General features: G+C 73.2%; 24 protein-coding genes. 11 read left to right on the top strand and 13 right to left on the bottom strand.

Going from position 1 to position 24945, the window contains the following annotated elements; all coding sequences use genetic code 11:
- The first annotated feature begins 13 nt into the window (after positions 1 to 13).
- Positions 14 to 508 (top strand): SRPBCC family protein, encoded by a 495-nt coding sequence (locus tag AB0M99_RS01525; protein ID WP_365916329.1) that lies wholly within the window; start codon positions 14 to 16, stop codon positions 506 to 508.
- 51 nt (positions 509 to 559) lie between these two features.
- Here the strand turns inward: AB0M99_RS01525 and AB0M99_RS01530 are convergent, their stop codons facing one another.
- Both AB0M99_RS01530 and AB0M99_RS01535 read right to left on the bottom strand, forming a co-directional pair.
- Entirely contained in the window at positions 560 to 928 is a 369-nt protein-coding gene (locus tag AB0M99_RS01530) for a hypothetical protein (RefSeq protein WP_365916331.1), read from the bottom strand.
- 123 nt (positions 929 to 1051) lie between these two features.
- Entirely contained in the window at positions 1052 to 2179 is a 1128-nt protein-coding gene (locus tag AB0M99_RS01535; protein ID WP_365916333.1) for a PLP-dependent cysteine synthase family protein, read from the bottom strand.
- A 294-nt stretch (positions 2180 to 2473) separates the two neighbouring features.
- On the opposite strand from AB0M99_RS01535, the gene AB0M99_RS01540 reads away from it, so the two are divergent.
- Entirely contained in the window at positions 2474 to 3022 is a 549-nt protein-coding gene (locus AB0M99_RS01540; RefSeq protein WP_365916335.1) for an ATP-binding protein, read from the top strand.
- Between the two features lie 165 nt (positions 3023 to 3187).
- Here AB0M99_RS01540 and AB0M99_RS01545 read toward each other — a convergent pair whose 3' ends face one another.
- Entirely contained in the window at positions 3188 to 4486 is a 1299-nt protein-coding gene (locus AB0M99_RS01545) for an ROK family protein (RefSeq protein ID WP_365916337.1), read from the bottom strand.
- A 43-nt stretch (positions 4487 to 4529) separates the two neighbouring features.
- Positions 4530 to 5219: an alpha-ketoglutarate-dependent dioxygenase AlkB gene (locus AB0M99_RS01550; protein ID WP_365916339.1), complete on the bottom strand. Its 690-nt coding sequence runs from the start codon at positions 5217 to 5219 to the stop codon at positions 4530 to 4532.
- A gap of 37 nt (positions 5220 to 5256) precedes the next feature.
- Here AB0M99_RS01550 and AB0M99_RS01555 point away from each other — a divergent pair, with 37 nt between their 5' ends.
- A complete protein-coding gene (locus tag AB0M99_RS01555; RefSeq protein ID WP_365916341.1) occupies positions 5257 to 6009 on the top strand; it encodes a maleylpyruvate isomerase family mycothiol-dependent enzyme in 753 nt (250 codons plus the stop codon).
- A 57-nt stretch (positions 6010 to 6066) separates the two neighbouring features.
- Positions 6067 to 6318 (top strand): DUF6332 family protein, encoded by a 252-nt coding sequence (locus tag AB0M99_RS01560; protein WP_365916343.1) that lies wholly within the window; start codon positions 6067 to 6069, stop codon positions 6316 to 6318.
- A gap of 23 nt (positions 6319 to 6341) precedes the next feature.
- Here AB0M99_RS01560 and AB0M99_RS01565 read toward each other — a convergent pair whose 3' ends face one another.
- Entirely contained in the window at positions 6342 to 7361 is a 1020-nt protein-coding gene (locus AB0M99_RS01565; protein WP_365916345.1) for a spherulation-specific family 4 protein, read from the bottom strand.
- A 180-nt stretch (positions 7362 to 7541) separates the two neighbouring features.
- Here AB0M99_RS01565 and AB0M99_RS01570 point away from each other — a divergent pair, with 180 nt between their 5' ends.
- Positions 7542 to 7928, top strand: a complete 387-nt coding sequence (locus tag AB0M99_RS01570) for a hypothetical protein (protein WP_365916347.1) — start codon at positions 7542 to 7544, stop codon at positions 7926 to 7928.
- Between the two features lie 96 nt (positions 7929 to 8024).
- Here the strand turns inward: AB0M99_RS01570 and AB0M99_RS01575 are convergent, their stop codons facing one another.
- Positions 8025 to 9077 (bottom strand): metalloregulator ArsR/SmtB family transcription factor, encoded by a 1053-nt coding sequence (locus tag AB0M99_RS01575; protein ID WP_365916349.1) that lies wholly within the window; start codon positions 9075 to 9077, stop codon positions 8025 to 8027.
- Positions 9078 to 9133: 56 nt separating this feature from the next.
- Between AB0M99_RS01575 and AB0M99_RS01580 the strand changes: the two genes are divergently transcribed.
- Positions 9134 to 10408, top strand: coding sequence for an MFS transporter (locus AB0M99_RS01580; RefSeq protein WP_365916351.1), 1275 nt, complete (start codon positions 9134 to 9136; stop codon positions 10406 to 10408).
- Between the two features lie 30 nt (positions 10409 to 10438).
- Here AB0M99_RS01580 and AB0M99_RS01585 read toward each other — a convergent pair whose 3' ends face one another.
- A complete protein-coding gene (locus AB0M99_RS01585) occupies positions 10439 to 11140 on the bottom strand; it encodes a TetR/AcrR family transcriptional regulator (protein ID WP_365916353.1) in 702 nt (233 codons plus the stop codon).
- Between the two features lie 148 nt (positions 11141 to 11288).
- Between AB0M99_RS01585 and AB0M99_RS01590 the strand changes: the two genes are divergently transcribed.
- Entirely contained in the window at positions 11289 to 11747 is a 459-nt protein-coding gene (locus AB0M99_RS01590; protein ID WP_365916355.1) for a nitroreductase family deazaflavin-dependent oxidoreductase, read from the top strand.
- Between the two features lie 634 nt (positions 11748 to 12381).
- Here the strand turns inward: AB0M99_RS01590 and tnpB are convergent.
- The 3 genes from tnpB to AB0M99_RS01605 all read right to left on the bottom strand — a co-directional run bounded on the left by tnpB (position 12382) and on the right by AB0M99_RS01605 (position 16216).
- Positions 12382 to 13803 carry an IS607 family element RNA-guided endonuclease TnpB gene (gene tnpB, locus AB0M99_RS01595; RefSeq protein WP_365916357.1) on the bottom strand — a complete coding sequence of 474 codons (1422 nt, stop codon included), beginning with the start codon at positions 13801 to 13803 and terminating at the stop codon, positions 12382 to 12384.
- Positions 13804 to 13875: 72 nt separating this feature from the next.
- Positions 13876 to 14427, bottom strand: a complete 552-nt coding sequence (locus tag AB0M99_RS01600; protein WP_365916359.1) for an IS607 family transposase — start codon at positions 14425 to 14427, stop codon at positions 13876 to 13878.
- Positions 14428 to 14911: 484 nt separating this feature from the next.
- Positions 14912 to 16216 carry a geranylgeranyl reductase family protein gene (locus tag AB0M99_RS01605; RefSeq protein ID WP_365916526.1) on the bottom strand — a complete coding sequence of 435 codons (1305 nt, stop codon included), beginning with the start codon at positions 16214 to 16216 and terminating at the stop codon, positions 14912 to 14914.
- A 142-nt stretch (positions 16217 to 16358) separates the two neighbouring features.
- Here AB0M99_RS01605 and AB0M99_RS01610 point away from each other — a divergent pair, with 142 nt between their 5' ends.
- A complete protein-coding gene (locus tag AB0M99_RS01610) occupies positions 16359 to 17723 on the top strand; it encodes a dipeptidase (RefSeq protein WP_365916361.1) in 1365 nt (454 codons plus the stop codon).
- 76 nt (positions 17724 to 17799) lie between these two features.
- Positions 17800 to 18498: an MBL fold metallo-hydrolase gene (locus AB0M99_RS01615; protein WP_365916363.1), complete on the top strand. Its 699-nt coding sequence runs from the start codon at positions 17800 to 17802 to the stop codon at positions 18496 to 18498.
- Between the two features lie 5 nt (positions 18499 to 18503).
- On the opposite strand, the gene AB0M99_RS01620 is transcribed toward AB0M99_RS01615, so the two are convergent.
- Positions 18504 to 19541 (bottom strand): NUDIX domain-containing protein, encoded by a 1038-nt coding sequence (locus AB0M99_RS01620; protein WP_365916365.1) that lies wholly within the window; start codon positions 19539 to 19541, stop codon positions 18504 to 18506.
- 214 nt (positions 19542 to 19755) lie between these two features.
- On the opposite strand from AB0M99_RS01620, the gene AB0M99_RS01625 reads away from it, so the two are divergent.
- Positions 19756 to 20745, top strand: coding sequence for a LacI family DNA-binding transcriptional regulator (locus tag AB0M99_RS01625; RefSeq protein ID WP_365916528.1), 990 nt, complete (start codon positions 19756 to 19758; stop codon positions 20743 to 20745).
- Here AB0M99_RS01625 and AB0M99_RS01630 read toward each other — a convergent pair.
- On the bottom strand, positions 20735 to 20962 hold the full coding sequence (locus AB0M99_RS01630; protein ID WP_365916367.1) for a hypothetical protein: 228 nt from the start codon (positions 20960 to 20962) through the stop codon (positions 20735 to 20737). The genes AB0M99_RS01625 and AB0M99_RS01630 overlap by 11 nt on opposite strands.
- A 179-nt stretch (positions 20963 to 21141) precedes the next feature.
- Between AB0M99_RS01630 and AB0M99_RS01635 the strand changes: the two genes are divergently transcribed.
- Complete coding sequence (locus tag AB0M99_RS01635; RefSeq protein WP_365916369.1) at positions 21142 to 23466, top strand: WD40 repeat domain-containing protein; 2325 nt, start codon at positions 21142 to 21144, stop codon at positions 23464 to 23466.
- Between the two features lie 56 nt (positions 23467 to 23522).
- On the opposite strand, the gene AB0M99_RS01640 is transcribed toward AB0M99_RS01635, so the two are convergent.
- The gene (locus AB0M99_RS01640) at positions 23523 to 24821 is read right to left on the bottom strand and encodes an aldolase (RefSeq protein WP_365916371.1); all 1299 of its coding nucleotides are present in this window, start codon (positions 24819 to 24821) and stop codon (positions 23523 to 23525) included.
- Positions 24822 to 24945: the final 124 nt, after the last annotated feature.

A 24945-nucleotide genomic window follows, 5' to 3' on the forward strand; every position in this document is an offset into this window, starting at 1 on the left:
AGGGAGTACCGCCATGGCTCGTCGACTCCGTCCGGTGGGGCTGGACTTCGTCCAGGACGCCCCGGTGCGACTCACGTTCACCACCCACGCCGCGGCGGGACCCGAGGACCTCTACCGGGCGCTGGCCGAGGAGGTCGAGGGCTGGCCGCGCTGGTTCAGGGCCGTCACCCTCGCCCGCCCCACGCACGGCGGGGCCGGCCGCGAGATCAAGCTGCTGGGCGGGGCCCGGTTCCAGGAGGCGATCATGGCGTCGGATCCCGGGCAGCGCTACGCGTACCGGGTCGACGAGACCAACGTCCCCGGGGTGCGCGCACTGTTGGAGGAGTGGCGGCTCGCCCCGGTCGGCCCGGGGCCGGGCACCGACGTCCGCTGGACCTTCGCCGCAGACGGCTCGGCCCCCTTCCGCCTCGGCCTCACCGCCGCCCGCCCGGGGCTGGGCAGCTCCTTCCGCTCGGCGGTCCGCGCCCTGGACCTCAGGCTCGCCGCCAGGCGCGAAGCGGGTCAGTAGCCACGAACCGCGGCGGCCGGCGGGTGCCCGCCGGCCGGGGCGGTGCCCGTTTCAGACCGCCGGGTGCTTGCGGACCAGGTCGCCGTAGCCGCCCGCCGTCCAGACGCGCGTACGGAACTCCTGCAGGGTGAGGCCCGGTTCGCCGGAGAAGTGGACCGTGCCGCAGCCCGACGCGGTGCAGGAGCGCGCGTTGCCCGACGGCTCGGGCGGGGCCGGGGACAGCGCCCGTGCCATCGCCGAGTTCTCCTCGCGGGTGGTGACCGACGAGTCCTCGCCGCGCCCGCTCTCGGTGCGGAGCTCGGAGCTCGCGGCGAGGTAGGCGGCGCTGACCCCCGAGACCCAGTCCTCGCGGCCGCACCGCGGGCAGGTCGGCGCTCCGCCCGCTCCGGATCCCACAGGCTGGTCGACCGGCTCCGGCATGGCTCCCCCGAGACTCCACCGCGACCCCCGCGGCCGAAGTCCGCACAGCCTAGTGCCGTGGCCGTGGGCGCCGACAGCGACTGCGCCAACCCCGCTCCCGGCGGGGCCAGGGGCCGTTCGCGCTCAGGCCGCGGGCTCGCGCCAGACGCCGGTCGTCAGGAGGGTCTCGATCGTCTTCGCGTACGGCGCGATGTCGAGCCCCTGCGCCGCGAGCCAGGAGTCGGAGTAGTACTTGTCGAGGTAGCGGTCGCCCGGGTCGCAGAGCAGGGTGACGACGCTGCCCGTGCGGCCCTCCGCCACCATCTCCGAGATGATCTTCAGGGAACTCCACAGGCCGGTACCCGTCGAGCCACCCGCCTTGCGGCCGATGGCCTGTTCCAGCGCGCGGCAGGCGGCGACGCTCGCCGCATCGGGGACCTTCATCATCCGGTCGATCGCACCGGGCACGAAGCTCGGCTCCATGCGGGGCCGGCCGATGCCCTCGATGCGCGAACCGCAGTCGCTGCTCGCGTGCGCGTCGTGGTTCGTCCAGCCGTCGAAGAAACAGGAGTTCTCCGGGTCCGGGACACAGATGCGGGTGTCGTGCTGCATGTAGTGCACGTAGCGGGCGATGGTCGCGGAGGTGCCGCCGGTGCCCGCGGTGGCAACGATCCACGCGGGCTCGGGGAAACGTTCCAGCTTCAGCTGCTGGAACATCGATTCGGCGATGTTGTTGTTGCCGCGCCAGTCGGTGGCCCGCTCCGCGTACGTGAACTGGTCCATGTAGTGCCCGCCGGTGCGGGCCGCGAGCTGCGCCGACTCCTCGTACATCTTCATCGAGTCGTCGACGAAGTGGCATTCACCGCCGTGGAACTCGATGAGCCGGCACTTCTCCGGGCTGGTGGTGCGCGGCATGACCGCGATGAACGGCACGCCGATCAGCTTGGCGAAGTACGCCTCCGAGACCGCGGTGGAGCCGGAGGAGGCCTCGATGACCGGGCGGCCGGGGCGGATCCAGCCGTTGCACAGGGCGTAGAGGAACAAGGACCGCGCGAGGCGGTGCTTGAGGGAGCCCGTCGGGTGGGTGGACTCGTCCTTGAGGTACAGGTCGATGCCCCAGGCCTCGGGGAGCGGGAAGCGCAGCAGGTGGGTGTCGGCGGAGCGGTTGGCATCCGCCTGCACCTTGCGGACGGCCTCCTTCAGCCAGGCGCGGTAGTCCGCGTCGCTGCGGTCGACGTCGACGGTCGTGGCGGTCGTACCGGTGGTGCTCATGGCGCCGTGCTCCTTCGTGCGTGTGCTGAACCGTGCGTTTCCGCAAGCCGTCCGCAAGCGGTGCGTTTCCGCGCCCGTGCGATTCCGCGGCCCTTGCTCGGGGTGGCCGCTGCGTTTTCTCCGCAGCCTTGCTTTCGCAATGTACCCCCCTCACCTGCACAAACGGTCACTTTGGGTATCTATGCGGATTGCTTTCGATCGCTTTCGGTTGCATAGATGCGCACGGTGGGTGACCCTGGTGGGGCATTACCGAGGGTGCAGCACCCGTAACACTCATGTCGGGGAGTCGCAGCCGTGATAAGTCATTCCCGCAGGCACTGCGTCGTCGAACTGCAGGCCTTGCCGTTGCGGATCGGCCAGATCCGCAGGATCGTTTCGGCGCAACTGCGCCACTGGCAGCTCGACCCGCTCATAGACCGAGCCGCACTCGGCGTGACGGAGCTGCTCAGCAACGTCCACCGCCATGCGCAGCCGCACAAGACCTGCACGGTCGAGATCGAACTGCGCCTCGGGCGCCTGACCGTCTCGGTCTGCGACAGCGACCCGCGGCTGCCCGTGCGGCGCGAACTCGAGGCCGACGCCCTGGAGACCTCCGGGCGCGGCCTCGCGCTCGTGGAGGCGGTCAGCGAGACGTGGGGGGCGCGACGGCACGCCGACGGCACCGGCAAGGCCGTCTGGTTCTCCCTGCGCGCCACCCCGGCCCGGGCGGCGCCGACAGCACCTCCGGGCATCTGTGCGGAGCCTGTACGGGATCCCGCCCGGGCGGCACTGGCCGCCGTCTCCCCCGAGACCCTGGCGACCGGCCTGCCGGTGGCGGTCCCGGTCGGCCCCGGGCCCGGGTAGCGCACGGAGCGGTACGGGACGCGCGGCCCACGGGACGCGACGGCCCGGGCGGCGCGGGGTGCGAGCCCGCGCGCGGGGCCGGCCGAGGCGGCGAAGGCGCAGGGCCGCACGGGCGGCGGAGCGCCCCGCGCCCCCGCGCCCCGCACACGCGCCCCGGCGCCCGCGTCAGGCCGCCGCGCCCAGCGTCCCCAGGGGGTCGTCCAGCACCGGCTGCCAGGCCAGCTCCGCGGCGCCGACCAGGCTGTTGTGGTCCAGCGTGCACGGCAGGATCGGCACACCCCCGCTGCGCCCCCACAGGCTGCGGTCGGCGACCACCGCGCGCAGCCGCTCCGGATCGGCGTACAGCAGTTCCCGGTGCAGACCGCCCAGGATGATCCGGTCCGGGTTCAGGATGTTGACCAGGCCCGCCAGGCCCAGGCCGAGCCGGTCGATGAGCTCCTCGACCGCGGCCCGTACCGCCGGCTCCGCGGGCTCGTCCCGCAACAGGTCGCGAGCCTGCTGGAGCAGCGAGACCTCCGGGCCGGGCGTGCGTCCGGCCGCGGTGAGGAAGGCCAGCGGGTCGGCCTCCACGTCCAGGCAGCCGCGGCCGCCGCAGTGGCAGGCCCGCCCCTCCGGGTTCACTGTGAGGTGGCCCACCTCCAGGGCCAGGCCCGAACTCCCGCTGTGCAGGCGGCCGTCCAGCACCAGCGCCCCGCCGACCCCGCGGTGCCCGGTGGCCACGCACAGCAGGTGCTGGGCGCTGCGGCCCGCGCCGTGCCGGTGCTCGGCGAGTGCGGCCAGGTTGACGTCGTTGCCGGTCAGGGCGGGGCCGTCGATCCCGGCGGCCTTCACGCACTCGGCGAAGATGGCCCGTACCGGGGCCCCGGCGGGCCAGGCCAGGTGCAGCGGGTTGAGCGCCGTACCCTCCGGCTCCGCGACCGCCGAGGGCACCGCGAGGCCCGCGCCGATGCAGCGCCGCCCGGACTCGGCGAGCAGCGCGGCGCCCGCCTCGACGACCGCGCCGAGCACCTGGGCCGGGTCGGCGGAGACGGTGACCTTGCCCGGGGCGGTGGCGACGATCCGGCCGCCGAGGCCGACCAGCGCGGCCCGGAAGCCGTCCGAGTGCACCTGCGCGGCCAGCGCCACCGGGCCGTTCTCGTCCACCGAGAGCCGGTGCGAGGGCCGGCCCTGGGTGCCGCCCGCACCACCGGGGCGGGAGTCGACGCGGATCAGCCCGAGCGCCTCCAACTCGGCGGCGACGGCTCCGGCGGTGGCCCGGGTGACACCGAGCTCGGCCGTCAGTACGGCCCGCGTCGGGGCCCGGCCGGTGTGGACGAGCTCCAGTGCCGGGCCGAGCGCACCGCGGCCGCGCTCCAGCTTGGTCCTCGTGGAAGCGCTTGCGGATGCGCTCTCGGACGCACTCGTGGAAGCGGTGGACCCCGTGGTCACATCCCCCACCCGCGGCGGGGCCCCGTTGCCGTTCATGACAGCGATCCTCGCATGATCGGGGGGTCCCGGACGCCGCCGGCTAACCCAGCCCGCCGACCCGGAGCGTGATGTTCAGCCGCCCGGTCAGCCCCAGACCGGGCGGCGCGGTGCCGAGCAGGACCTTCGGCACCCCGTGATGGGCCAGTCGGCTCGGCCCGCCGAAGACGAACAGATCCCCGCTGCGCAGCTCGACGTCCCGATACGGACGCCCGCGCGAGGCGGTGTTGCCGAAGCGGAAGAGGCAGGAATCACCCAGGCTGAGCGAGACGACCGGCGCGGGGGACCTCTCCTCGGCGTCGCGGTGCATGCCCATCCGGGAGTCACCGGTGTAGAAGTTGATCAGCGCGATGTCGTACGCGTACGGCACCCCGCCGTCGGACGCCTCCCCGTACGCGGCGGTCCCATACGCACCGGCTCCGTACGCGGCGGCCACCGCGGCCCGCCCCAGCTCCGCGAGCCAGCCGGGCATCGGCTTGACCGGCGCCCCGTCGCCGTCCACGGCGGTGCTCGCGTAGCCGTACGGGTACCAGTGCAGGCCGAGGCACACCTGCCGGGCGGTCATCGTCCCGCCGCCCGGGGTGTGGACGGTGCGCAGCCCGGCGGGCGGGCGGGCCCACTCCCGGCAGGCGTGCAGCAACTCCCGCTGCCGGCGCGGTCCGAGCCAGTCGGGCACGTGCACGGCACCGGGTGCGATCTCGGTGCGCTCGCGCGGGAAGAGCTCCCCGTTCATGCCTCCCATTGTCGGTGCCGGCTGGCAGACTCCGGGCATGGAGATCACCGAGTACGTGAAGACGCTGGCCCGTGAGGGCGAACTGCTCGCCGATGTCGCCGAACAGGCCGGTACGGACGCCCTGGTGCCCACGTGTCCGGAGTGGCGGGTGGCCGATCTGCTGCGGCACACCGGCTCGGTGCACCGCTGGGCCGCCGGGTACGTCAGGGAGGCCCAGGTGGAGCCCGGGCCGTTCCCGGAGGCGCCGGAGCTGGTGGGCGCCGAGCTGCTGGCCTGGTTCCGCGAGGGGCACGCGGCGCTGGTGCGGACCCTGAGCGAGGCCCCGGCAGATGTGCAGTGCTGGACCTTCCTGCCGACGGCTCCGCCCTCGCCGCTGGCGTTCTGGGCCCGGCGCCAGGCGCACGAGACCACGGTGCACCGGATGGACGCCGAGGCGGCCCTGGGCGCGGCGTACTCGCCGGTGGAGCCCGGTTTCGCGGAGGACGGGGTGGACGAGCTGCTGACCGGCTTCCACGCGCGGCCGCGCAGCCGGGTGCGTACCCCGGAGCCGCGGCTGGTCCGGGTCCACGCCGCCGACACGGGCGCGGTGTGGAACGTACTGCTGTCGCCGGAGCCGGCCCGTGCGGTGCGGGGGGACACCGCCGGGGAACCGGCGGCGGCGGACTGCGAGCTGACCGGCGAGGCGTCCTGGCTGTACGCGGCGCTGTGGAACCGCCTGCCGCTGGCGGGTCCGGGCGTCAGGGGTGATCTGGCGCTGGCCCGGCTGTGGAGCGACACCGCCGGCATTTGAGCGGTTGGCGAGAGGGCGTCCTTGTGACGGTGCGCCACGCGCTGTGACACTGCACGCATGGGGCGACGTACTCAGGCGGACCGGGACGCGATCACCATCGAGATCGGCTACGCGTTCGTCAGCGGATGCTTCGCCGCTGCCGTCGTCTTCGGGGCGGTGTACGGCCCGGTGCCGGCCTTCGACCTCTCGCCCGCCGTCGGCCGGGCCCTGTCGGTGGCGGGCGGGATCCTGGCAGCGGCGGTGTTCCTGCTACGGGTCACCCACCTCCTGTGGCGCTTCTCCCGCCGCCCGGAGAACGACGGGCGTTAGGGGCCCCGGGGGCGGGCAGCGCGTCAGCCGAGGGTGGCGGCGTACGAGGTCTGCGGGCGGTACTGCCACGCCGGGCTCGTGTCCCACGGGTTGGGCATGTCCGCGCTGGTGGCGTAGGCGTAGCCGGCGCCCCGCTCGAAGGCGGTCCGAAGGGTGGCGCGCATCGCGGTCGCGTCGGGGACGTCGTGCACGAGGTGCCAGAACGCGGTGCCGGTCGGGTCGAGTTCCGTACCGGCGCGGTAGCCGGTGAGGTCGTTGAAGACGTTGCCGCCGAGCCAACCGCCGCCCGCGTAGGCCGCGTAGGTGTCCTCGTACGTCACGAAGACGTCGGCGGTCCGGCGGCCGGGCTCCAGGTAGCAGTCGGCGATGGCGGTCCCGGGGTTGTTGACGACCAGGTCGGGCGCGGCGCGGTCGACGGCGCGCATGGTGTCCTGGACGTAGCGGCGCAGTTCCGCGTAGTGGTCGCGGGTGGCGTTGGCGGGGCCGCAATCGCGGCTGACGACGTCGAAGAAGATCCCGTCCACGTGGAGACGGCCGTCGCCGGCCTTCAGGTAGTTGTCGACCGAGGCCCTGACGGCCGCGGGGTCGCGGTTGCCGTGATCGGTGTGGACGTAGCCGAGGACCTTGGTCTTCTCGCCGGTGGCGGTGGTCCCGCCGCGCAGGACGTCGGCGCGGGCGCGCCAGGAGGCGTCGAAGGGGGCGTCGCCGTTCCCGGGGTTGAGGACCACCACGGAGGCGGCCGGGCCGGTGGCGGTGAGGTCGCCGAGCATGGGGGCGTCGGCCCACGCGTACGCGGGGACGCCTATCTCCAGGCCCCGTACGCCGGGTGTCCGGGGGGTCGGCGTCACCGACGGTGCGGGTGCGGGCGCGGGCGCGGGCGCGGGCGCGGGCGCGGGCGCGGGCGCGGGCGCGGGCGCGGGTGCTGCCGCGGCCTCCGGAGCCCCGGGGCGGGCCGCGCTCGCCGAGGCGGTCACGGCGGGCGCCGGGGAGGCGAGTAACAGGGTGACGACAACGGCGTACAGGGCTCTCGCGGCGCGAGCCATGGCGGTTCCTCCGGCGGCGGCAAGGGGCGCGACCCGAGGAACACTAGACGGCCGCCCCGGCGCGCACCGCAGAACCGTTCCCTTTGGTATGAGGAACAGAAAAGCGAACGATCGCCCGCAGCTGCGGGATCACCTCGGGGGTGCGCGTGACAAGGTCCTGGCCTGGTCGTTATCGCAGCCATGACCACCCTCCGAAAGATCGTTACGGGTATTGCCACGGTCGCTGCGGCCTTTGGCGGCGTCTTCACCGCCGGCCCACCAGCGGTGGCCGACGGCAAGTGGTGCAACCACTCCGTCTGCATCGAGACCTACGACACCGGGACGTACCTGGGCAGGGTGGAGGTGTCGGTCACCAACACCAATCAGCCGAACCGGATCTCCGCACGGGTGTGGACCACCGACGGCTGGAGCGCCCGCACCAAGGTCGAGGACGTCGCCAAGTTCCGAACCTACCGCGACCAGGCGTACCCGCAGCGCCAATTCCCGGCGGGCACCCGGCTGTGCGCGGAAGGCTTCCGGGGCGGTGCGAGCGTCGGCCTGCCCTGCGTGACGCTCACCGCCGGCTGACCCGGCAGCGGTGGTGAGGCCGGGGACCCTGCGCGACGTCAACGCGGGCCGGGGACCAGGCGCGGCGTCAACGCGGGCCGGGGACCAGGCGCGGCGTCAACGCGGGCCGGGGGAACGCTCGCCGGCCAGCCGGTCGCCGAGGGGACTGCGGCGGTACAGGACCTGCCGGCCACTGCGCGCCCGGGTGACCAGGCCCGTGTCGTACAGGACGCGCAGGTGCTGGGACACGGCGCTCGGGGTCACCCTCAGGCGGCGCGCGATCTCGACGGTGGCCAGCGGCTCTTCGAGGAGGTGCAGCAGTCCCGCCCTGGGCGCGCCCAGCAGGGCCACGAGAGCGGGTGCGTCCGCGATGGGCGCCGGGGCCCACAGGGTCGCCACCCCCCGGCTGGGATAGGCCAGCAGCGGCGGTTCCTCCGGGCTGACCGGGGGCGCGGGCTTGTGTGCGAACACGGACGGTACGAGCAGCAGCCCTCGGCCGGACGCCGCGACGCTGTGCCTGCCGATCATTTTGTCGATGTGCAGTACGCCGCTCTGCCAGCGCAGGTTCGGGTGCATGTCGGAGAACAGCAGGCGGGCACCTCCCACGGCCAGTTGGCGCGCCCGGTGGGTCATGTCGGCTTCCAGCAGCAGCCGCATCTGCGGCCACATCGGCTTGATGGCGATCTCCCAGTACCGCCGCAGGAGTTCGCACACGCTGTCGCGGAGCCGGATGACGGGCGCATCGGCGTCGGCGATGGCGGTGGCGGTGGCGGTGGCGGTGGCGGTGGCGGCCCGCAAGGGTTCGGGCAGCGGGTCCGGCGCGTGCGCGGCCAGCAGATCGCGGCGGACCAGTTCCGGGGAGGTCCGGCGGACACACTCCAGCTCCTCCTCGAAGGCCGGTGCGAAGCTCGTCGGCCGCGGGGTCAGGAAGTCGGGGATCGTGCGCCGCGCCGAGACCAGGGACAGCAGCAGGGCGGTGTCGAGCGCAGCGGGTTCCCCGGCTTCGCCCAGGGAGCCGAGAGAAGCCAGGACGGACCTGCGCCAGGGAAGGTGCAGCGCGGACAGGCCCGGATCGCGCAGCACCCGCAGGCTGAGGACGGTCTCCTGCAGGGGCGATACGGCGAACCGCGTGTCCGCGAGGTCGTCGACTCCGAGCACGTAGCTGATCATTAAGCCGTACGCTACATCGATTGGCCCGGCGGCGCCGGTGCCGTGGACTTCGGCGCATGACACACCGGATGGTCCTGATCCTGGCCGTGACCTGCGCCGTCGCCGTAGGCAACATCTACTTCCCGCAGGCCGTCAGCCCGCTGATCGCCGCCGACCTGGGCGTCTCCCCCGATTCGGCCGCGCTCGTGGTGACCTGCACCCAAGTCGGCTACACCGCTGGGGTGTTCCTGCTCGTACCGCTCGGCGACCGGCTCCCGCACCGCTCGTTCCTCGTCACCCTGCTCGCCCTCACCGGCGCCGGCCTGCTCGCCGCCGGCTGCGCTCCCTCCCTCGCGGCCCTCGCCGCGGCCGCCGTACTCGTCGGCGTCACCACCGTGGCCGCGCAGGTCATCGCCCCCCTCGCGGCCGGGCTGGTGGCCGCCGATCGCCGCGGAGCGGTGATGGGCACCCTGCTGAGCGGGTCGATCGGCGGCATGCTGCTGGCCCGTAGCTTCAGCGGGGCCCTCGGCGAATGGCTGGGCTGGCGGGCCCCGTACCTGGTGGCCGCGGCCGCGGTCCTGCTCCTCGCGACCGTCCTGGCCGTGGCGTTGCCGGTGACGGCTCCTCGGGCTTCGGATTCGGCCTCAGCCCCGACTCTGGCCTCGGCTCCGGCTCTGGCCCCGGCTCCGGCCTCGCGCGAGACGTACCCGGCGCTCCTGGCCGGTTCGCTGCGCCTGCTGCGCACCGAACCGGAACTGCGCCGCTCCTGCTCGTACCAGGCAGCGGTCTTCGCCGGGTTCTCGGCCGTGTGGACCTGCCTGGCGCTCCTGCTCACCGGTCCGGCGTACGGGATGGGCGCGCAGGCGGTCGGGGCGCTCGCCCTGGTCGGCGCCGCGACCATGTTCTGCACACCGCTCGCCGGGCGCGTGGTCGACCGCCGGGGGTCCGATCCGGTGAACCTCGCCTGCATGGTCGGAGTCCTCGCCTCGGCCGCGATCCTCGCGTTGGGCGCCGGGGGCGGTGCACCGGGCCTGGCCGCCCTGGTCCTGGGCACGCTGCTGCTCGACGTCGCGATGCAGTGCGGCATGGTCGCCAACCAGGCCCGGGTCTTCGCCCTGCGGCCCGAAGCCCGCAGCAGGCTCAACACCGCCTACATGACCTGCGTCTACCTGGGCGGCAGCGCAGGCTCCTGGATCGGGGTGCGGGTCTACGGCCGGGCCGGCTGGTACGGCGTGTGCGCACTGGTGGCGGTACTCGCCGTACTCGCCCTGGCCCGGCACCTGTTCGCACCGTACGGCCGGAGCTCGCGGTACGCCGACGCCCCGGCCGACGCGGCCGCGAGCCGGAGCTGACGGGCGCCCGCCCGCCGCGGACCGCAATGGTCACCCGGCGGTGGACAGCCCTACCCCGTAGGCCAGTTGGCCGGCGGCGTGCGCGAAGAAGGCGGCGCGGTCCTCGACCACGCGGTTGAACTGGCCGAACAGTTCGAAGGAGACGAGCCCGACGAGCTGCGCCCAGGAGGCGACCAGGGCGGCAGTGACCTCCGGAGGCAGGCCCTGGGCGAAGTCCGCGGTCATACGGGCGGCTTCGGGCCGAAGTTCGGCGGGGAGCGGGGGCAGGGCGAGGCCGCGGCCCTCGTGGGCGGCGCGGACGATGCCGATGAGGGCGTTGCCGACGCGGGAGGCGGGGCCGATGGTGTCCTGCGGGGCGGTGTACCCGGGGACCGGTGAGCCGTAGATCAGCGCGTACTCGTGCGGGTGCTCCAGCGCCCAGGCGCGTACGGCCTCGCAGACGGCGATCCAGCGCGCCCGGGGCGTGCCGGCCGCGGCGAGGGAGCGGGCGTCGGCCTGCTCCGCGGCGGCGCCGACGCTGTCGTAGGCGTCGATGATGAGCGCGGTCAGCAGCTCGTCGCGGCTGGGGAAGTAGCGGTAGAGGGCGGAGGAGACCATGCCCAGTTCGCGGGCGACGGCGCGCAGCGAGAGCTTGGCGGCGCCCTCAGCCGCGAGCCTGCGGCGGGCCTCGTCCTTGATGGCGGCTGTTACCTCGATGCGGGCCCGTTCCCTGGCCCCTCGCACGGTGCTCATGTGAGCCAGTGTGCCACGCAGGCGGAGCACTGCACAAAAAACAGACCACTGCACCATTTCGAGAGCAGTGCTCTTGATTCAGCGCACCGATCCGTGCACACTGATCTCAAGCGAGAGCAGTGCTCTCCCAACCGCTTCGGAGGCCATCATGAACGCGCCCACCCCGTACTACGTCCAGGCCAGCCCCTTCGCCACCCGCTTCAACTCGCTCTTCGGAAAGCTGGCCCGCCTCGGACTCAGCCTGGCCGGCTCGGCCGAGCTGTCGGTCCGCGGCCGCAAGTCCGGCCAGATGCAGCGGATCCCGGTCAACCCGTTCACCCAGGGCGGGGACCAGTACCTGGTGTCCGCCCGCGGCCACTCCCAGTGGGTCCGCAACATGCGCGTCGCGGGCGGCGGCGAACTGCGCGTGGGCCGCAAGGTGCGCGCCTTCACCGTCACGGAGGTCACCGACCCCGCGGAGAAGGCCGTCATCCTGCGCGGCTACCTGGAGAAGTGGGGCTGGGAGGTCAACCGGTTCTTCCAGGGCGTCACCGCCAAGTCCTCCGACGCCGAACTCCAGGCCACCTCCAAGGACCACCCGGTCTTCCGCATCACCGTCACCGCATGACCCGCCCCCAACACCCACCCCGCCAGGCACCCGACCCCCCGCCCCACACCCCACCCGGACTCCCGACCCGGAGCCCACCCCAACCCCCCGACCGGCTCCCGGCCTGCCTGGCGACCGCACTCACGGCCTGCCTCCCGACTGGGCTCCCCGGCCGGACGCCTGGCCCGCAGTCTGACCGGCCTTCCGGCCTGGAGCCCGCGCCGACTCCCCAGCACGCTCCCGGCCTGCCTCGCGATCACGGTCGAACTCGCGACCGAAGTCCCGGCCCCCAGCCCGAGGGACACTTGGCGTCCCGCCGCAAGTTCGGCCGGGCGTCAGGCCGGGATTCCGCTCGGGAGTTCGCCGGGGCGTGCCGACCGGGGCCCCGACTCCCCGATGGTTCCCGACGGGCCGGTCCGGGTCTCGGGCCCCCGGCGGACTACCGCCTACGACCCAACCGCCGACGGGCCGGTCCGGGTGCCGGGTCCGGAGCCCGACTCCCCAGCGGGCCCCCCGGCCGCACCCAGACAGGCCGATCCAAGTCTTAGGGCCCACCCCCAGCGCACTACCGCCTACGGCCCAACCACACCGTTGCTTCGAGTCTCAGCGACTCTCAGTATTCCGGGCGTTTCCGTCCGGAAGGTTCGTGACGGTGTCACCAGAGCGCGAGTTGCTCGCGCCTGGTGTCCTGTCGACGATCTCTCGTTTCCGTCCCCTGGTGGGGTGTTGCGCCAGCTGCCCGCGTGCCCGTCCCCTTGCGGGTTCGGGCGGTGCGGGTCTTCTGCTTGGCTCCACGAGGCTTCGGCACCACTACCAGGGCGGGGCCCGGGTCTCCGGCCACTCCGGTACCCGTTTTACGGCTGGCCGCCGCGAGGGCGGTCAGGTTGTGGCCTGCGTTCGCGTCCCGGTCCAGGACGAGTCCGCAGGCGTCGCACTCGAAGACACGCACGCCGAGGGGCAGCTTGGCTTTCACCACACCGCAGCGGGAGCAGGTCTTCGAGGAGGGCATCCAGCGGTCGGCGACGATCAGACGTCCACCGTGGCGCTGGGTCTTGTAGGTGAGCTGGCGCCGCAGCTCCCCGAACGCCGCGTCGGAGATACGGCGGGACAGACGCCGGTTGCGGACCATGCCTTTCACGTTGAGGTCCTCGACCACGACGGTGCCGTACTCGGCAGGGATACGCGCGGTGGCCTGGTGGAGATGGTTCTCCCGCAGGTTCGCCACCCGGTGGTGCACGCGGTTACGGACCGCGTTGGCCTTCTCCCAGCGACGGGACGGGGCCTGTCCGGTGCGCCGGTCCGGGCCGCGTCGGCGGGAGACGGTCCGGGAGGCCTTCCGGAGCTGCGTGAGTGCCTGGCCGTAGTGCTTGGGGTTCGCGACCTCGCGGACCTCGCCGGCCGAGTCCGCCATGACGAGGAGAGTCTTCACGCCGAGGTCGATCCCAACCGCCGTGCCAGGCCGGTTGGCAGGGGCGATGGTTTGACGTTCCTCGGTCTGCAGGACCGCGAACCAGCGGCCCCGCTCGAACCGCACCGTCAACGACAGAATCCGCGTCCCGCTTTCGGCGATCGCGTCCACGAGGGGCTGGACGTCCTCGTGGAGGCGGATCCGGCCGAGGCGGGGCAGGACGATATGCCGCCGGTCATCGAGGCGGATAGTGCCGGTGGTGAACTTGCACGCCAGGCGAGCCTTCCGCTTCGACTTGAAACGGGGCCTGCCCATCCGGGCGCCCTTACGCTCGCCGCGCCTGGACTTGGCGTAGTTGTCGAACGCGGCGGCAGCGTTCGCGAGGCCGGTGTTGTAAGCCTCCTTCGAGTTCTCCGCCCACCACTCCCGCAGGAACGGGTCCGTGTGTTTGGCCTCGTTGAACGCCTTCCGCAACGACGGCAACGACCACGACCGCCACGGAACGCGCTCTGCCTCGGGGACGCCGTAGGTCTCCTCCGCTGCGCGCTGCGACCAACTCGCCAGCACATGCCGCACCGCCCAGTTGTAGGCGACGCGCGCCGCCCCGCAATGCGAGGCCAGAGCCTGCAGGGCGGACGCGTTGGGGTCGAGGGCGAGTCTGTGGCCCACGACGTGAAAGCCGGGCCGCGCCTCGAACCCCCGGCGCTTCGTTCTTCCCGCTCCCGGCAGGCTCCGCCCCGCTCACCCGGCCGTCTCCGCCGCCGGGGCGGTGGCCCCGGCGATAGCGCGTGCGGCCCGGTTCTTCGCCGCTCGCGGCCCATACAGCCGGGCACACATCGAGGTGAGGACTTCGGTGATGTCCCGGACCAGGTCGCTGGTCGTCTCCTGCGGATCGAGCACCACCAGGCGTCGGCCGGAAGCCGACAATGCCGATTCCAGATGCTCGACACCGAAACGGGCCAGCCGGTCGCGATGCTCCACGACGATGACGGCAACGGCAGGGTCCGACAGGACACGGTGCAGCTTCCGCCGCTTCCCGTTCAGTCCCGACCCGACCTCGGTCACAACCTCGGCAACGGCGAGCCCCAGCCCGTTGGCCCCCCGGACGACACGGGAGACCTGCCGGTCAAGATCCGCCTTCTGGTCACCGGACGAAACACGGCAATACACCACCGTCCGCCCGCCGATCTCGGGAGCGGACTCTTCAACCAGCCACATACCGGACGGCGTCTGCACGACAGGGACCGGCATACGGCCCTCCTTCGCCCAGGCCCATGCGGTCTGGTAGTGCACACCGTTGCGCGCCGCCTACTCGGAAAGCTTCACGCCATCAGGATAAGAGCTGATGAAGGCAGATAACTACTGATGAAAAATACGACTGTTGTTCACCCCCGACGGGCCGATCCGAGTTCCGGGACCGGAGCCCGACTCCCCAGCGGGCCCCCCGCCGGACCCAGACGGGCCGATCCGGGTCTCGGGCCCCCCGGCGTACTACCGGCTGCGTCCCAACCGCGCCCCCGGCGGGCCGGTCCGGGTGCCGGGTTCGGGGGCCGACTCCCCGGCGGGCCCCCGGCCGCACCCAGGCGGGTGGGGCTGGGTCGGGGCCGACTCTTCGACGGCCGGGCCGGGTCGGGGCCGGACTCACCGACCGGATCCTGGCCGCGCCGTTGGCGGACGACCCCCGGCCGCGCAGTCGGGGGACGGGCGCCGGGCCGGGTCCGGACCCCCGGCTGCGCCGCCGGCGGGGCCGGGTTGGGCCCCGCGCGGGGGTCGCGGGTCAGGCGCGCGGGCGGGATCGCGACTGGCGGGCGTCGACCAGGTGCAGGGCCTTGCGCGCCAGCGGGTACGCACGCACCATGTCGGCCAGCGTCATCGAGCCGCGGGTGATCCGGGCAAAGGCCCGCCAGGCCGGCCGGAAGCCGGTGATCGCGGCGTGCAGGAACCCCGGCTTGGCCTCGAAGACCGTCAGCATCCGCTTGCCGACACCCATCTCCACGCCCAGCCCGGCCTTGACGGCGAAGGCGTAGTTGAGCGCCTGGCGCCGCGCGTCCACCGCGTCCTGCGCCTCGGAGATCTTCGCCGCCCACTCCCCCGCGAGCCGCCCCGAGCGCAGCGCGAAGGAGATGCCCTCCCGCGTCCACGGCTCCAGCAGCCCCGCCGCGTCGCCCGCCACCAGCACCCGGCCGCGCGAGAGCGGCGAATCGGGCTTGCGGCAGCGGGTCAGGTGCCCCGAGGAGACGGCAGGTTCGAAACCGGCCAGCCCCAGCCGGGCGATGAAGTCCTCCAGGTACCGCTTGGTCGCGGCGCCTTCGCCCTTCGCCGAGATGACCCCGACGGTGAGCGTGTCGCCCTTGGGGAAGACCCAGCCGTAACTTCCGGGCAGCGGGCCCCAGTCGATGAGCACCCGGCCCTTCCAGTCCGCGGCGACCGTCTCCGGTACGGGGATCTCCGCCTCCAGGCCGAGGTCCACGGTGTCCATCTCGACCCCGACGTGCGCACCGATCCGGCTCGCGCTGCCGTCCGCGCCGACCACGGCCCGCGCCAGGACGGTCTCGCCGTCCGCGAGGACCACGGCGACGGTACGCCGGTCCGGCACGGCCGCGCCGTGCTGCTCGACCCGCGACACCGCCGTCCCCGTGCGCACGGTCGCGCCGGCCTTCTCGGCCTCCGCGACCAGGGCCGCGTCGAACTCGGGCCGGTTGATGAGCCCGAACAGCGTCTGCTTCGAGCGCCGGGTCCGGGTCAGCTTCCCGTCCAGGGAGAAGGTGACCGCATGGATCCGGTCCTTGAGCGGCAGGACGAAGCCCGGCGGGAGGGCGTCCCGGGAAGGTCCGATGATGCCGCCGCCACAGGTCTTGTACCGGGGCAGCTCGGCCTTCTCCAGCAGCAGGACGCGCCGCCCCGCCGCCGCCGCGGCGTGCGCGGCCGAGGATCCGGCCGGTCCCGCACCGACCACGACCACGTCCCACACCTCGCCGGCCCCGCCGCTCTCCCCGGGCGTCTCCCCTGCCGTGCCGGGTACGCCGTCACTGCTTTCGCTGCTCACGATGTGCTGCTGCTCCTGATCATCCTGTTGCCCGATGCCGGGGAAATCCTACGGTGAGAGACCACCTCGCCCCTCTGTGCGAGGATCGATGCTGACTTTCGCCGTACCGCCATGCGCACACCCCGCGGATGCGGCGGCGTACACACGGAACAACGTCGCACCCAAGAGGAGCGTGCCCATGTCGCCCAACCCGATCGCCGAGACCATCGCCTCGCTGATGCCCCGCGCCAAGCAGGAGCTGACCGAACTGGTGGCCTTCCAGTCGGTGGCGGACTGGGCGCAGTTCCCCAAGAGCGAGAGCGAGGCCGCGGCGAACTGGGTGGCCGACGCCCTGCGCACCGAGGGCTTCCAGGACGTGGCGCTGCTCGACACCCCCGACGGCACCCAGTCGGTGTACGGGTTCCTGCCCGGTCCCGAGGGCGCGCCGACCGTGCTGCTGTACGCACACTACGACGTGCAGCCGCCGCTGGACGACGCCGCCTGGATCTCCCCGGCCTTCGAGCTGACCGAGCGCGACGGCCGCTGGTACGGGCGCGGCTCGGCGGACTGCAAGGGCGGGTTCATCATGCACCTGCTCGCGCTGCGCGCCCTGAAGGCCAACGGCGGTGTGCCGGTGAGCGTGAAGGTGATCGTCGAGGGCTCGGAGGAGCAGGGCACCGGCGGCCTCCAGCAGTACGCCGAGGCGCACCCCGAACTGCTCGTCGCCGACACCATCGTGATCGGCGACGCGGGCAACTTCCGCCTCGGCCTGCCGACGGTGACGGCCACCCTGCGCGGCATGACCCTGATCAAGGTGAAGATCGACACGCTGGGCGGCAACCTGCACTCGGGCATGTTCGGCGGGGCCGCGCCCGACGCGCTGGCGGCGTTGATCCGGCTGCTGGACTCGCTGCGCGCGGCGGACGGTTCGACCACGGTCGACGGTCTGGCCTCGGACGCGGTGTGGGAGGGCCTGCAGTACCCGGAGGCGGACTTCCGCGCCGACGCGAAGGTGCTGGACGGGGTCGAGCTGATCGGCGAGGGCACGATCGCGGACCGGCTGTGGGCGCGTCCGGCGGTCACGGTGCTGGGCATCGACTGCCCGCCGGTGGTCGGGGCGACGCCGTCGGTGCACGCGAGCGCGGGCGCGCTGATCAGCCTGCGCGTTCCGCCGGGCGTGGACACCACGGAGGCCATCAAGCTGCTGGAGGCGCACCTGGTGGCGAACACCCCGTGGAAGGCGCGTCTGGAGCTGGAGGTCGTGGGCCAGGGCCAGCCGTTCCAGGCGGACACGAGCAGCCCGGCGTACGCGTCGATGGCGCAGGCGCTGCAGGCGGCGTACCCCGGTCAGGAGATGCAGATCAGCGGCATGGGCGGGTCGATCCCGCTGTGCAACACGCTGACCTCGCTGTACCCGGAGGCGGAGATGCTGCTGATCGGTCTGAGCGAGCCGGAGGCCCAGATCCACGCCGTGAACGAGAGCGTCTCGCCGGAGGAGCTGGAGCGGCTGTCGGTCGCGGAGGCGCTGTTCCTGGTCAACTACGCGGAGTCCAAGCGCGCCTGAGGTCTGCGCTGTCGGCGTATTCCGCTCCCGGCGATCCGTCGGCCGGGAGCGGGGGCGCCGCCCGTACGTTCGGGGTATGGATCTTGTCGAGATACTCCCCGGGCGGCTGCACATGCTCCGCTTCCCCATCGGTCAGGCGTACCTGTGGCGCGACGGTGACGCCCTGACGCTGATCGACGCCGGGCACGCCGGCGGCGCGCCCGCGATCGAGGGGGCGATCCGCTCCCTCGGGCTCCGGCCGGAGCGGCTGGAGCGGATCGTGCTGACCCACTGCCACCGCGACCACGTCGGCGCGGCGGGTGAACTCGCCGCCCGCTGGGGTGCGCAGGTGCTGGCGCACCGGCTGGACGCCCCCGTGATCCGGGGCGAGGCCCCGGTTCCGGAACCGGACCTGCTGGACTGGGAACTCCCGCTGTACACACACGGTTTGACGGCGCCGGAAGCCCCGCCGACGGCGGTGGACCGGGAGTTGGAGGACGGCGAGGCGCTCGGTTTCGGTGACGGCGCCGTGGCGGTCCACGCCCCGGGCCACACGCCGGGCAGCATCGGGGTCCATCTGCCCTCGCACGGCGTGCTGTTCACCGGTGACTGCGTCGCCGCCGTCGGCCCGGTGATGCTGGGGGTCTTCAACGTGGACCGGGCCGAGGCCCTCAGGTCCTTCCGCCGGCTGGCGGACCTGTGCCCGGCGGTGGCGTGCTTCGGACACGGCGACCCCTTGGTGGCGGACACCGCCGCCGCGCTCTTCGCGGCGGCCGCGGCGACGCCCCGCCCGTAGGGCCGCTACGGCGTCGGGCGGCCCGCCTCCAGGTACAGCGGCCGGCCCCGCTCCCGCGCGCGCAGTGCCCAGCGCAGCCGCTCGTACCGCTGTCGCGGGAGCAGCCCGGCGGCCTCCGCCTCCGTCACGAACCGCCAGGCCCTCAGCTCGGGTCCGGGCAGCCGCAGTTCCGCCGTGTCCGCCTCCGAGAGCCGGCCGCCGTCGAAGAGGAGCCGCAGTCCGCCGTACCCCGGGGGCAGCGGCGGCTCCCAGTCCACCACCAGCAGCTCGGGGGGCCGTACGAGCGAGAGGCCCAGCTCCTCCTCGACCTCGCGCACCCCGGCGCGTGCGGGCGCCTCGCCGGGCTCGACGATGCCGCCCGGGAACTCCCAGCCCGCCTTGTACGTCGGATCCACCAGCAGCACCCGGTCCTCGGCGTCGAAGAGCAGCACCCCGGCCGCCACCGTCTCCGCCGTCGGATGCGGGGTCTGGACGATGTCGCAGGCGCGGGCCGTGTCGGTGCGCAGGGCTTCGGCGATGCGCTGCGCGGTCTCCCGCACGCTCAGCGTGCCGTTGTCGATGACGTGCGCGTCGGCCGTGAGCCAGCCCAGCGCCTGCTGGTAGACGGGGATGTGGTCGTACGCCCATTGCCGCACCCGCAGTTCCACGTCATGGGCGGCCCCGGGCTCCTCGCGGGTCGCGATGCGATGCCGCAGGATCGTTTCCCCCGGTGCGAGCAGCACGTGCCGTACAGGTATCCGGCGCGCCGCCAGCCCGCCGAAGATCTCGTCCCGGTACTCCTGCCTGAGCAGCGTCATCGGCACCACCAGCACCCCGCCGAGCTCCGCGAGCATCGCCGCCGCCGTGTCCACGACGAGCCGCCGCCAGCTGGGCAGGTCCTGGTAGTCGGAGACCTCCGCGAGGCGCTTGCGCGGCAGGAGCACGCGGAGCGCGTCGCCGATGAACTCCGGGTCGAACAGTGTGCTGTCCGGCAGGAGCCCGGCGAGTTCGCGGGCCGTGCTGGTCTTTCCGGCGCTGAAGGTGCCGTTGATCCAGACAATCACGTCTACCCCTCTCCCCATGGCCCGTCCAGAGCCCCCAGTGGCTTGCCCGCACCACCCTGCCACGGAAACCCGCTTATCGGCCGAGTGCTTATCCTCGTGGTCAGAGCTTTGACCAGCCACGCGTCACACATCGCCACACATCGCCTCCGGAGGTTTCCGTACCGTGCCGCAGACCCGCCGCCCGTCCGAGCCCCGCTACGGCAACCGGCCGACCATGAAGGACGTGGCGGCCAGGGCGGGTGTCGGCCTGAAGACGGTGTCCCGCGTGGTCAACGGCGAACCGGGCGTCACCCCCGACACCGAGAGGCGGGTCCAGGAGGCCATCGAGGCGCTGGGCTTCCGCCGCAACGACAGCGCGCGCGTGCTCCGCAAGGGCCGCACGGCCACGGTCGGCCTGGTGCTGGAGGACCTCGCCGATCCCTTCTACGGGCCGCTCAACCGGGCCGTGGAGGAGGTGGCCCGCGCGCACGGGGCGCTGCTCATCAACGGTTCCAGTGCCGAGGATCCGGACCGTGAGCGGGAGTTGGCGCTCGCGCTCTGCGCCCGCCGGGTGGACGGCCTGATCGTGATCCCGGCCGGGGACGACCACCGCTACCTGGAGCCGGAGATCCGGGCGGGCGTGGCCACGGTGTTCGTGGACCGCCCTGCGGGCCGGATCGATGCGGACGTGGTGCTGTCGGACAGCTTCGGCGGCGCCCGGGACGGGGTCGCCCACCTGATCGCGGGCGGCCACCGCCGGATCGGGTTCATCGGCGACCACCCCCGCATCCACACGGCGACCGAGCGCCTGCGGGGCTACCGCACGGCCATGGCGGCGGCGAACCTGCCGGTGGCCGAATCCTGGGTGTCGCTGGGCTCGACGACGCCCGAGCGCGTCTCTGCGGCCGCCCGGTCGATGCTGTCGGGCCCGGAGCCCGTCACCGCCGTCTTCGCGGGCAACAACCGGGTGACGGTGACGGTGGTGCGGATCCTGGCGGCCGGGCCCCGTCCGGTGGCGCTGGTGGGCTTCGACGACTTCGAGCTCGCCGATCTGCTGCGTCCCGGCGTCACGGTGGTCGCCCAGGACGCGGCGGCCCTGGGCCGGGTGGCCACGGACCGCCTGTTCCAGCGCCTCGCGGGAGCCGACCTGCCCCCGTCGCGCATCGAGCTGCCGACGCGCCTGATCCGGCGCGGCTCGGGCGAACTCCCCCCGGTCAGCGGATAAGGCTCCGCAGTACGGGCACGGCCCCGCCCGCCGCGCCGAGCCCGGCGAGCACGGCCAGGGCGGGATGCGTACCGCCGAGGCGGCTCAGCACGCCCACCGCGCAGCCGATGAGGACGGCGGTCACGAGCACGAAGGCGGTGTGCAGGGTCAGGAAGGGTGCCGGGTTCGCCGGTTCGGGGTTCGTCGGTTCAGGGTTCGTCGGTTCAGGGTTCGTCATGGCCCGATCCGACCAGGCGGGACACCCTCGGGCCGCACTGGCGGAACGAACCGGGGACGAAGCCGATCACTGCCGAACTACACCGAACGGAACGGGTGTTCAGCACTGTTCCACGGCGTTCCACCGTGTTCGCGCAAGTCCGGGACGACCGCGCCGGGTCCGCCCTAGCCTGGTGGGCGATGGATGCACACACCGCCTTCGACGAGGGACTCGCCGCCTTCGCGGCGGAGTTGCGCCGCCTGCGGATCGAGCGCGGCAACCGCTCGTACCGCGACCTCGCGCTCCGGGCGGCGCGGACCGACACCGGCATCCGGCTCCCGGTCGCGACGCAGAGCGACGCGTTCCGGGGCAGGCGACTGCTCGGCTTCGACACGCTGATGGCGCTGGTCCGGATCCTGTACTCGTACGACGAGTACGGCCAGGAGAGCGCTGTCCCCCCGCACGCGGCCCCGGAACTGGACCCCTGGCGACGGCGTTGGCGTGAGCTGGCCGCACTCCAGCCGACGGGGGCGGGGCGCGCCCGGATTCCGGCGCCCGAGCCCGTACCTGTGCCCGTGCCCGCGGCCGCACACGAACCGGAGCCGGAGCCGACACCGCCCCCGCACACCGCAGAACAGGGCGCCGGAGGCCGGTCGGCGACGGCCGCCGACGCGCCGTTCGCCCCGCTCCATCGGCTCATCGGCCGCACCGGCGGCGCGGTGTGGTCCGTGGCCTTCTCGCCCGACGGCCGGCTGCTGGCATCCGCCGACGACGACGGGATCGTGCAGCTGTGGCACACCGGCACGGGTGTGCCCCTTCCCCGATGGATCGCCTGTACCTTCCCGCTCGCGTTCACGCGGGGCGGTGTGCTGCTGGCGGTCGACGACAAGGACCGGTCGGTGGTACGTCAGTTGGTCGTCTCGGACCTGACCCCGGGCGGCCCGTCCCTGTCCGGGGGCGCCGCTCAGATCCGCGCGATGACGTACGACGCGGACAGGCACCTCCTGGCCACGCTCGACTTCGACGGACTCGTGCGGCTCTGGGACCTGAGGTCCGGCCGCCAAGCCGGGCCGCCCCTGCCCGATCACGCCGGCCACGGGATCCGGACCGTGGCGTTCACGGACGACGGACGCCTGCTCGGCGCGGGCAGCGGCGGGCGGGTGTGGGACATGTTCCGAGAGCGCCACCGCCCCGGCGAGCCCAAGCCTCCACTGGTGGACACCCCTGACGTGCTGGCCCTCTCCCCCGACGGCCGGATGCTCGCCTTCGGCCGCACCGACGGTAGTGCGGGGCTACTCGGTTCCCGGCCCGGCCCCGGGGGCGAGCTGACCCTCAAGGGTCACAGGGGAGCGGTCCACGCGATGGCCTTCTCGCCCGACGGCGGACTGCTCGCCAGCACGTGCGAGGACTCGCGCGTACGGCTCTGGGACACCGGCACGGGTCGGCGCGTGGGCCCGCCGCTCAGCCTCCACTCCCACGCGGTGAACGGGCTCGCCTTCTCACCGGACGGCCGGCTGCTCGCCACCGCGTCCGACGACCGCACGGTGCGGCTGTACGAACGCAGCGGCCCCGCCCGTACGGTCCCGCTCGCGGAGCGTGCCCTCGCCGCCGCACTGCGCGCACAGTACGGGGTTCAGCTTCCGGCCGTGTCGACCGAGGACGGTCTGGTGCGGTTGGCCTTCTCTCCGGACGGGCGGATCCTCGCGGGCGCCACCTCGCGGGGTGCACTGGTTCTGCGGGACCCGGTCACCGGGCGGATCCTCGCCGCCCAGCTCGACGACGCGTCCGCGGGCTCCCGGGCCATGGCCTTCTCGCCCGACGGCACGGTGCTGGCCACGGCGTCCGCCAAGCGGTCGGTGTGCTTGCGCGATCCGCTCACCGGCAGGCCCCTGAGGGAGATCCCGACGGACCACGACGGCGCCGTTCACAACCTCGCGTTCTCGCCCGACGGCCGGCTGCTGGCAACCGCCGGTGCGGACACCACCGTACGGCTGTGGCACCCGGTCACCGGCGAGCGCACCCGTTTCGCCCTGCGGGACCATTCGGGCGAGGTCGTCGGGCTGGCCTTCTCCCCCGGCGGCTTGCTGGCCGCCTCCGGGATGGACGGGAAGGTCGCGCTGTGGGCGGTTCCCAGCCATCGTCTGGTCCGCGAGTTCACCGTGAGCACCGGTTCCGTCCGGGCCGTGGCCTTCTCGACGACGGGCGACCTGCTCGCCGTGGGCGGGGCCGACGGGGTCGTGCGGCTGCGGAACCCGGCCACCGGAGCCCCGGTCGGCGCGCTGCACACCGGCAACGCCTCGGCGGTCAACGACCTCGCCTTCTCACCGGACGGAGCACTGCTGGCCTCGGCCGACGACGCCGGGACGGTACTGCTGTGGGACCGGGCCACCGGCGGGCTCGTCGGCAGCCCGCTGACCAGCCACGACGGGCCCGTCCACGGCGTGGCCTTCTCCCCCGACGGGAGTCTGCTGGCCACCGCGGGCACCGACGGAACCCTGTGCCGCTGGATCGTCGGACCCCTGTGAACGCCGAGGGCCCGGCCGGGGAACTCCCCGGCCGGGCCCCACGCCGTACGTCAGCCTCAGGCGGTGGCCGTAAGCGTCGCCGAGCGGCGCGGGATCGCGAAGGCGTCCAGCTCCGCGCGGGTCAGGCCGGTCAGGGCGGTGACCTCGTCGGCGCCGACCGCGCCGCAGTCGAGGCCGCGAACCAGGTAGCCGGCGAGCGCCTTGGCGGTGGCGGGCTCGTCCATGACGTCGCCCTCGATCTTCGCGACGTACGCCTTCAGGCGCGCGGCCGCCGCTTCGAGGCCCTCGCGGTAGAAGGTGAAGACGGCCGCGTAGCGGGTCGGCAGGTGCGCCGGGTGCATGTCCCAGCCCTGGTAGTACGCGCGGGCCAGGGCGCGGCGGGTGAGGCCGTAGTGGAGCTTCCAGGCCTCGTGGACGTGCTCGGTGGTGCCGATCGGCAGGACGTTCGTCGAGCCGTCGGAGACGCGTACGCCGGTGCCGGCGGCCGCGACCTGCATGATCGCCTTCGCGTGGTCGGCGGCGGGGTGGTCGCTCGACTGGTACGCGGCGGAGACGCCGACGCAGGCGCTGTAGTCGAAGGTGCCGTAGTGCAGGCCGGTGGCGCGGCCCTTGGAGGCCTCGATCATGCGGGCCACGGTGGCGGTGCCGTCGGAGGCGACGATGGACTGGCTGGTCTCGATCTGGATCTCGAAGCCGATCCGGCCCGGGCGCAGGCCGCGGGCGGTCTCGAAGGCCTCCAGCAGCTTGACGAAGGCGCTGACCTGCTCGGCGTAGGTGACCTTCGGCAGGGTCAGGACGAGGCCCTCGGGCAGGCCGCCGTGCTCCAGCAGGCCGGAGAGGAAGATGTCGGTGGTGCGGATGCCGCGGTCGCGGACGTTGGACTCCATGCACTTCATGCGGATGCCCATGTACGGGGCGTTCGTGCCGTTGGAGAAGGCTTCGGAGACGAGGCGGGCGGCGCGGGCCGCGGCCTGGTCCTCCTCCTCGTCGGAGCGGACGCCGAAGCCGTCCTCGAAGTCGACGCGGAGGTCCTCGATCGGCTCGGAGGCGAGCTTGGCGCGGACGCGGTCGTAGACCGGTACGGCCAGTTCGTCGGAGATGCCCAGTACCTTGGCGAAGGTGGCGGCGTCCGGGGCGTGCTCGTCGAGGGCCGCGAGGGCCTGGTCGCCCCAGGAGCGGATGGTGTCGGCGGCGAAGACGTCACCGGGCACGTAGACCGTGTGGATGGGCTGGCGGGTGCCGGGGTCGCCCGGGTAGTGGCGCGCGAGTTCCGCGTCCACCGGGGCGAGGGAGGCGCTGATGCCCTCGCTGACCGCGCCTGCGAGGCTCGTCGCCACCTTCTCCTGCTGACCCATCGTGCACTCTCCTCTTTTCCGCTTCACGGAAGCTTAGATCCGCATAGCAGAATTTAGTCACGGGTCATTGACTAGTCAATGGTTGCAGGAAACGGCTCGGGGCCGCGTGGTGAGTGTCACCACG

This window comes from Streptomyces sp. NPDC051183 (assembly GCF_040682455.1).
In the GTDB taxonomy this organism is placed as follows: domain Bacteria; phylum Actinomycetota; class Actinomycetes; order Streptomycetales; family Streptomycetaceae; genus Streptomyces.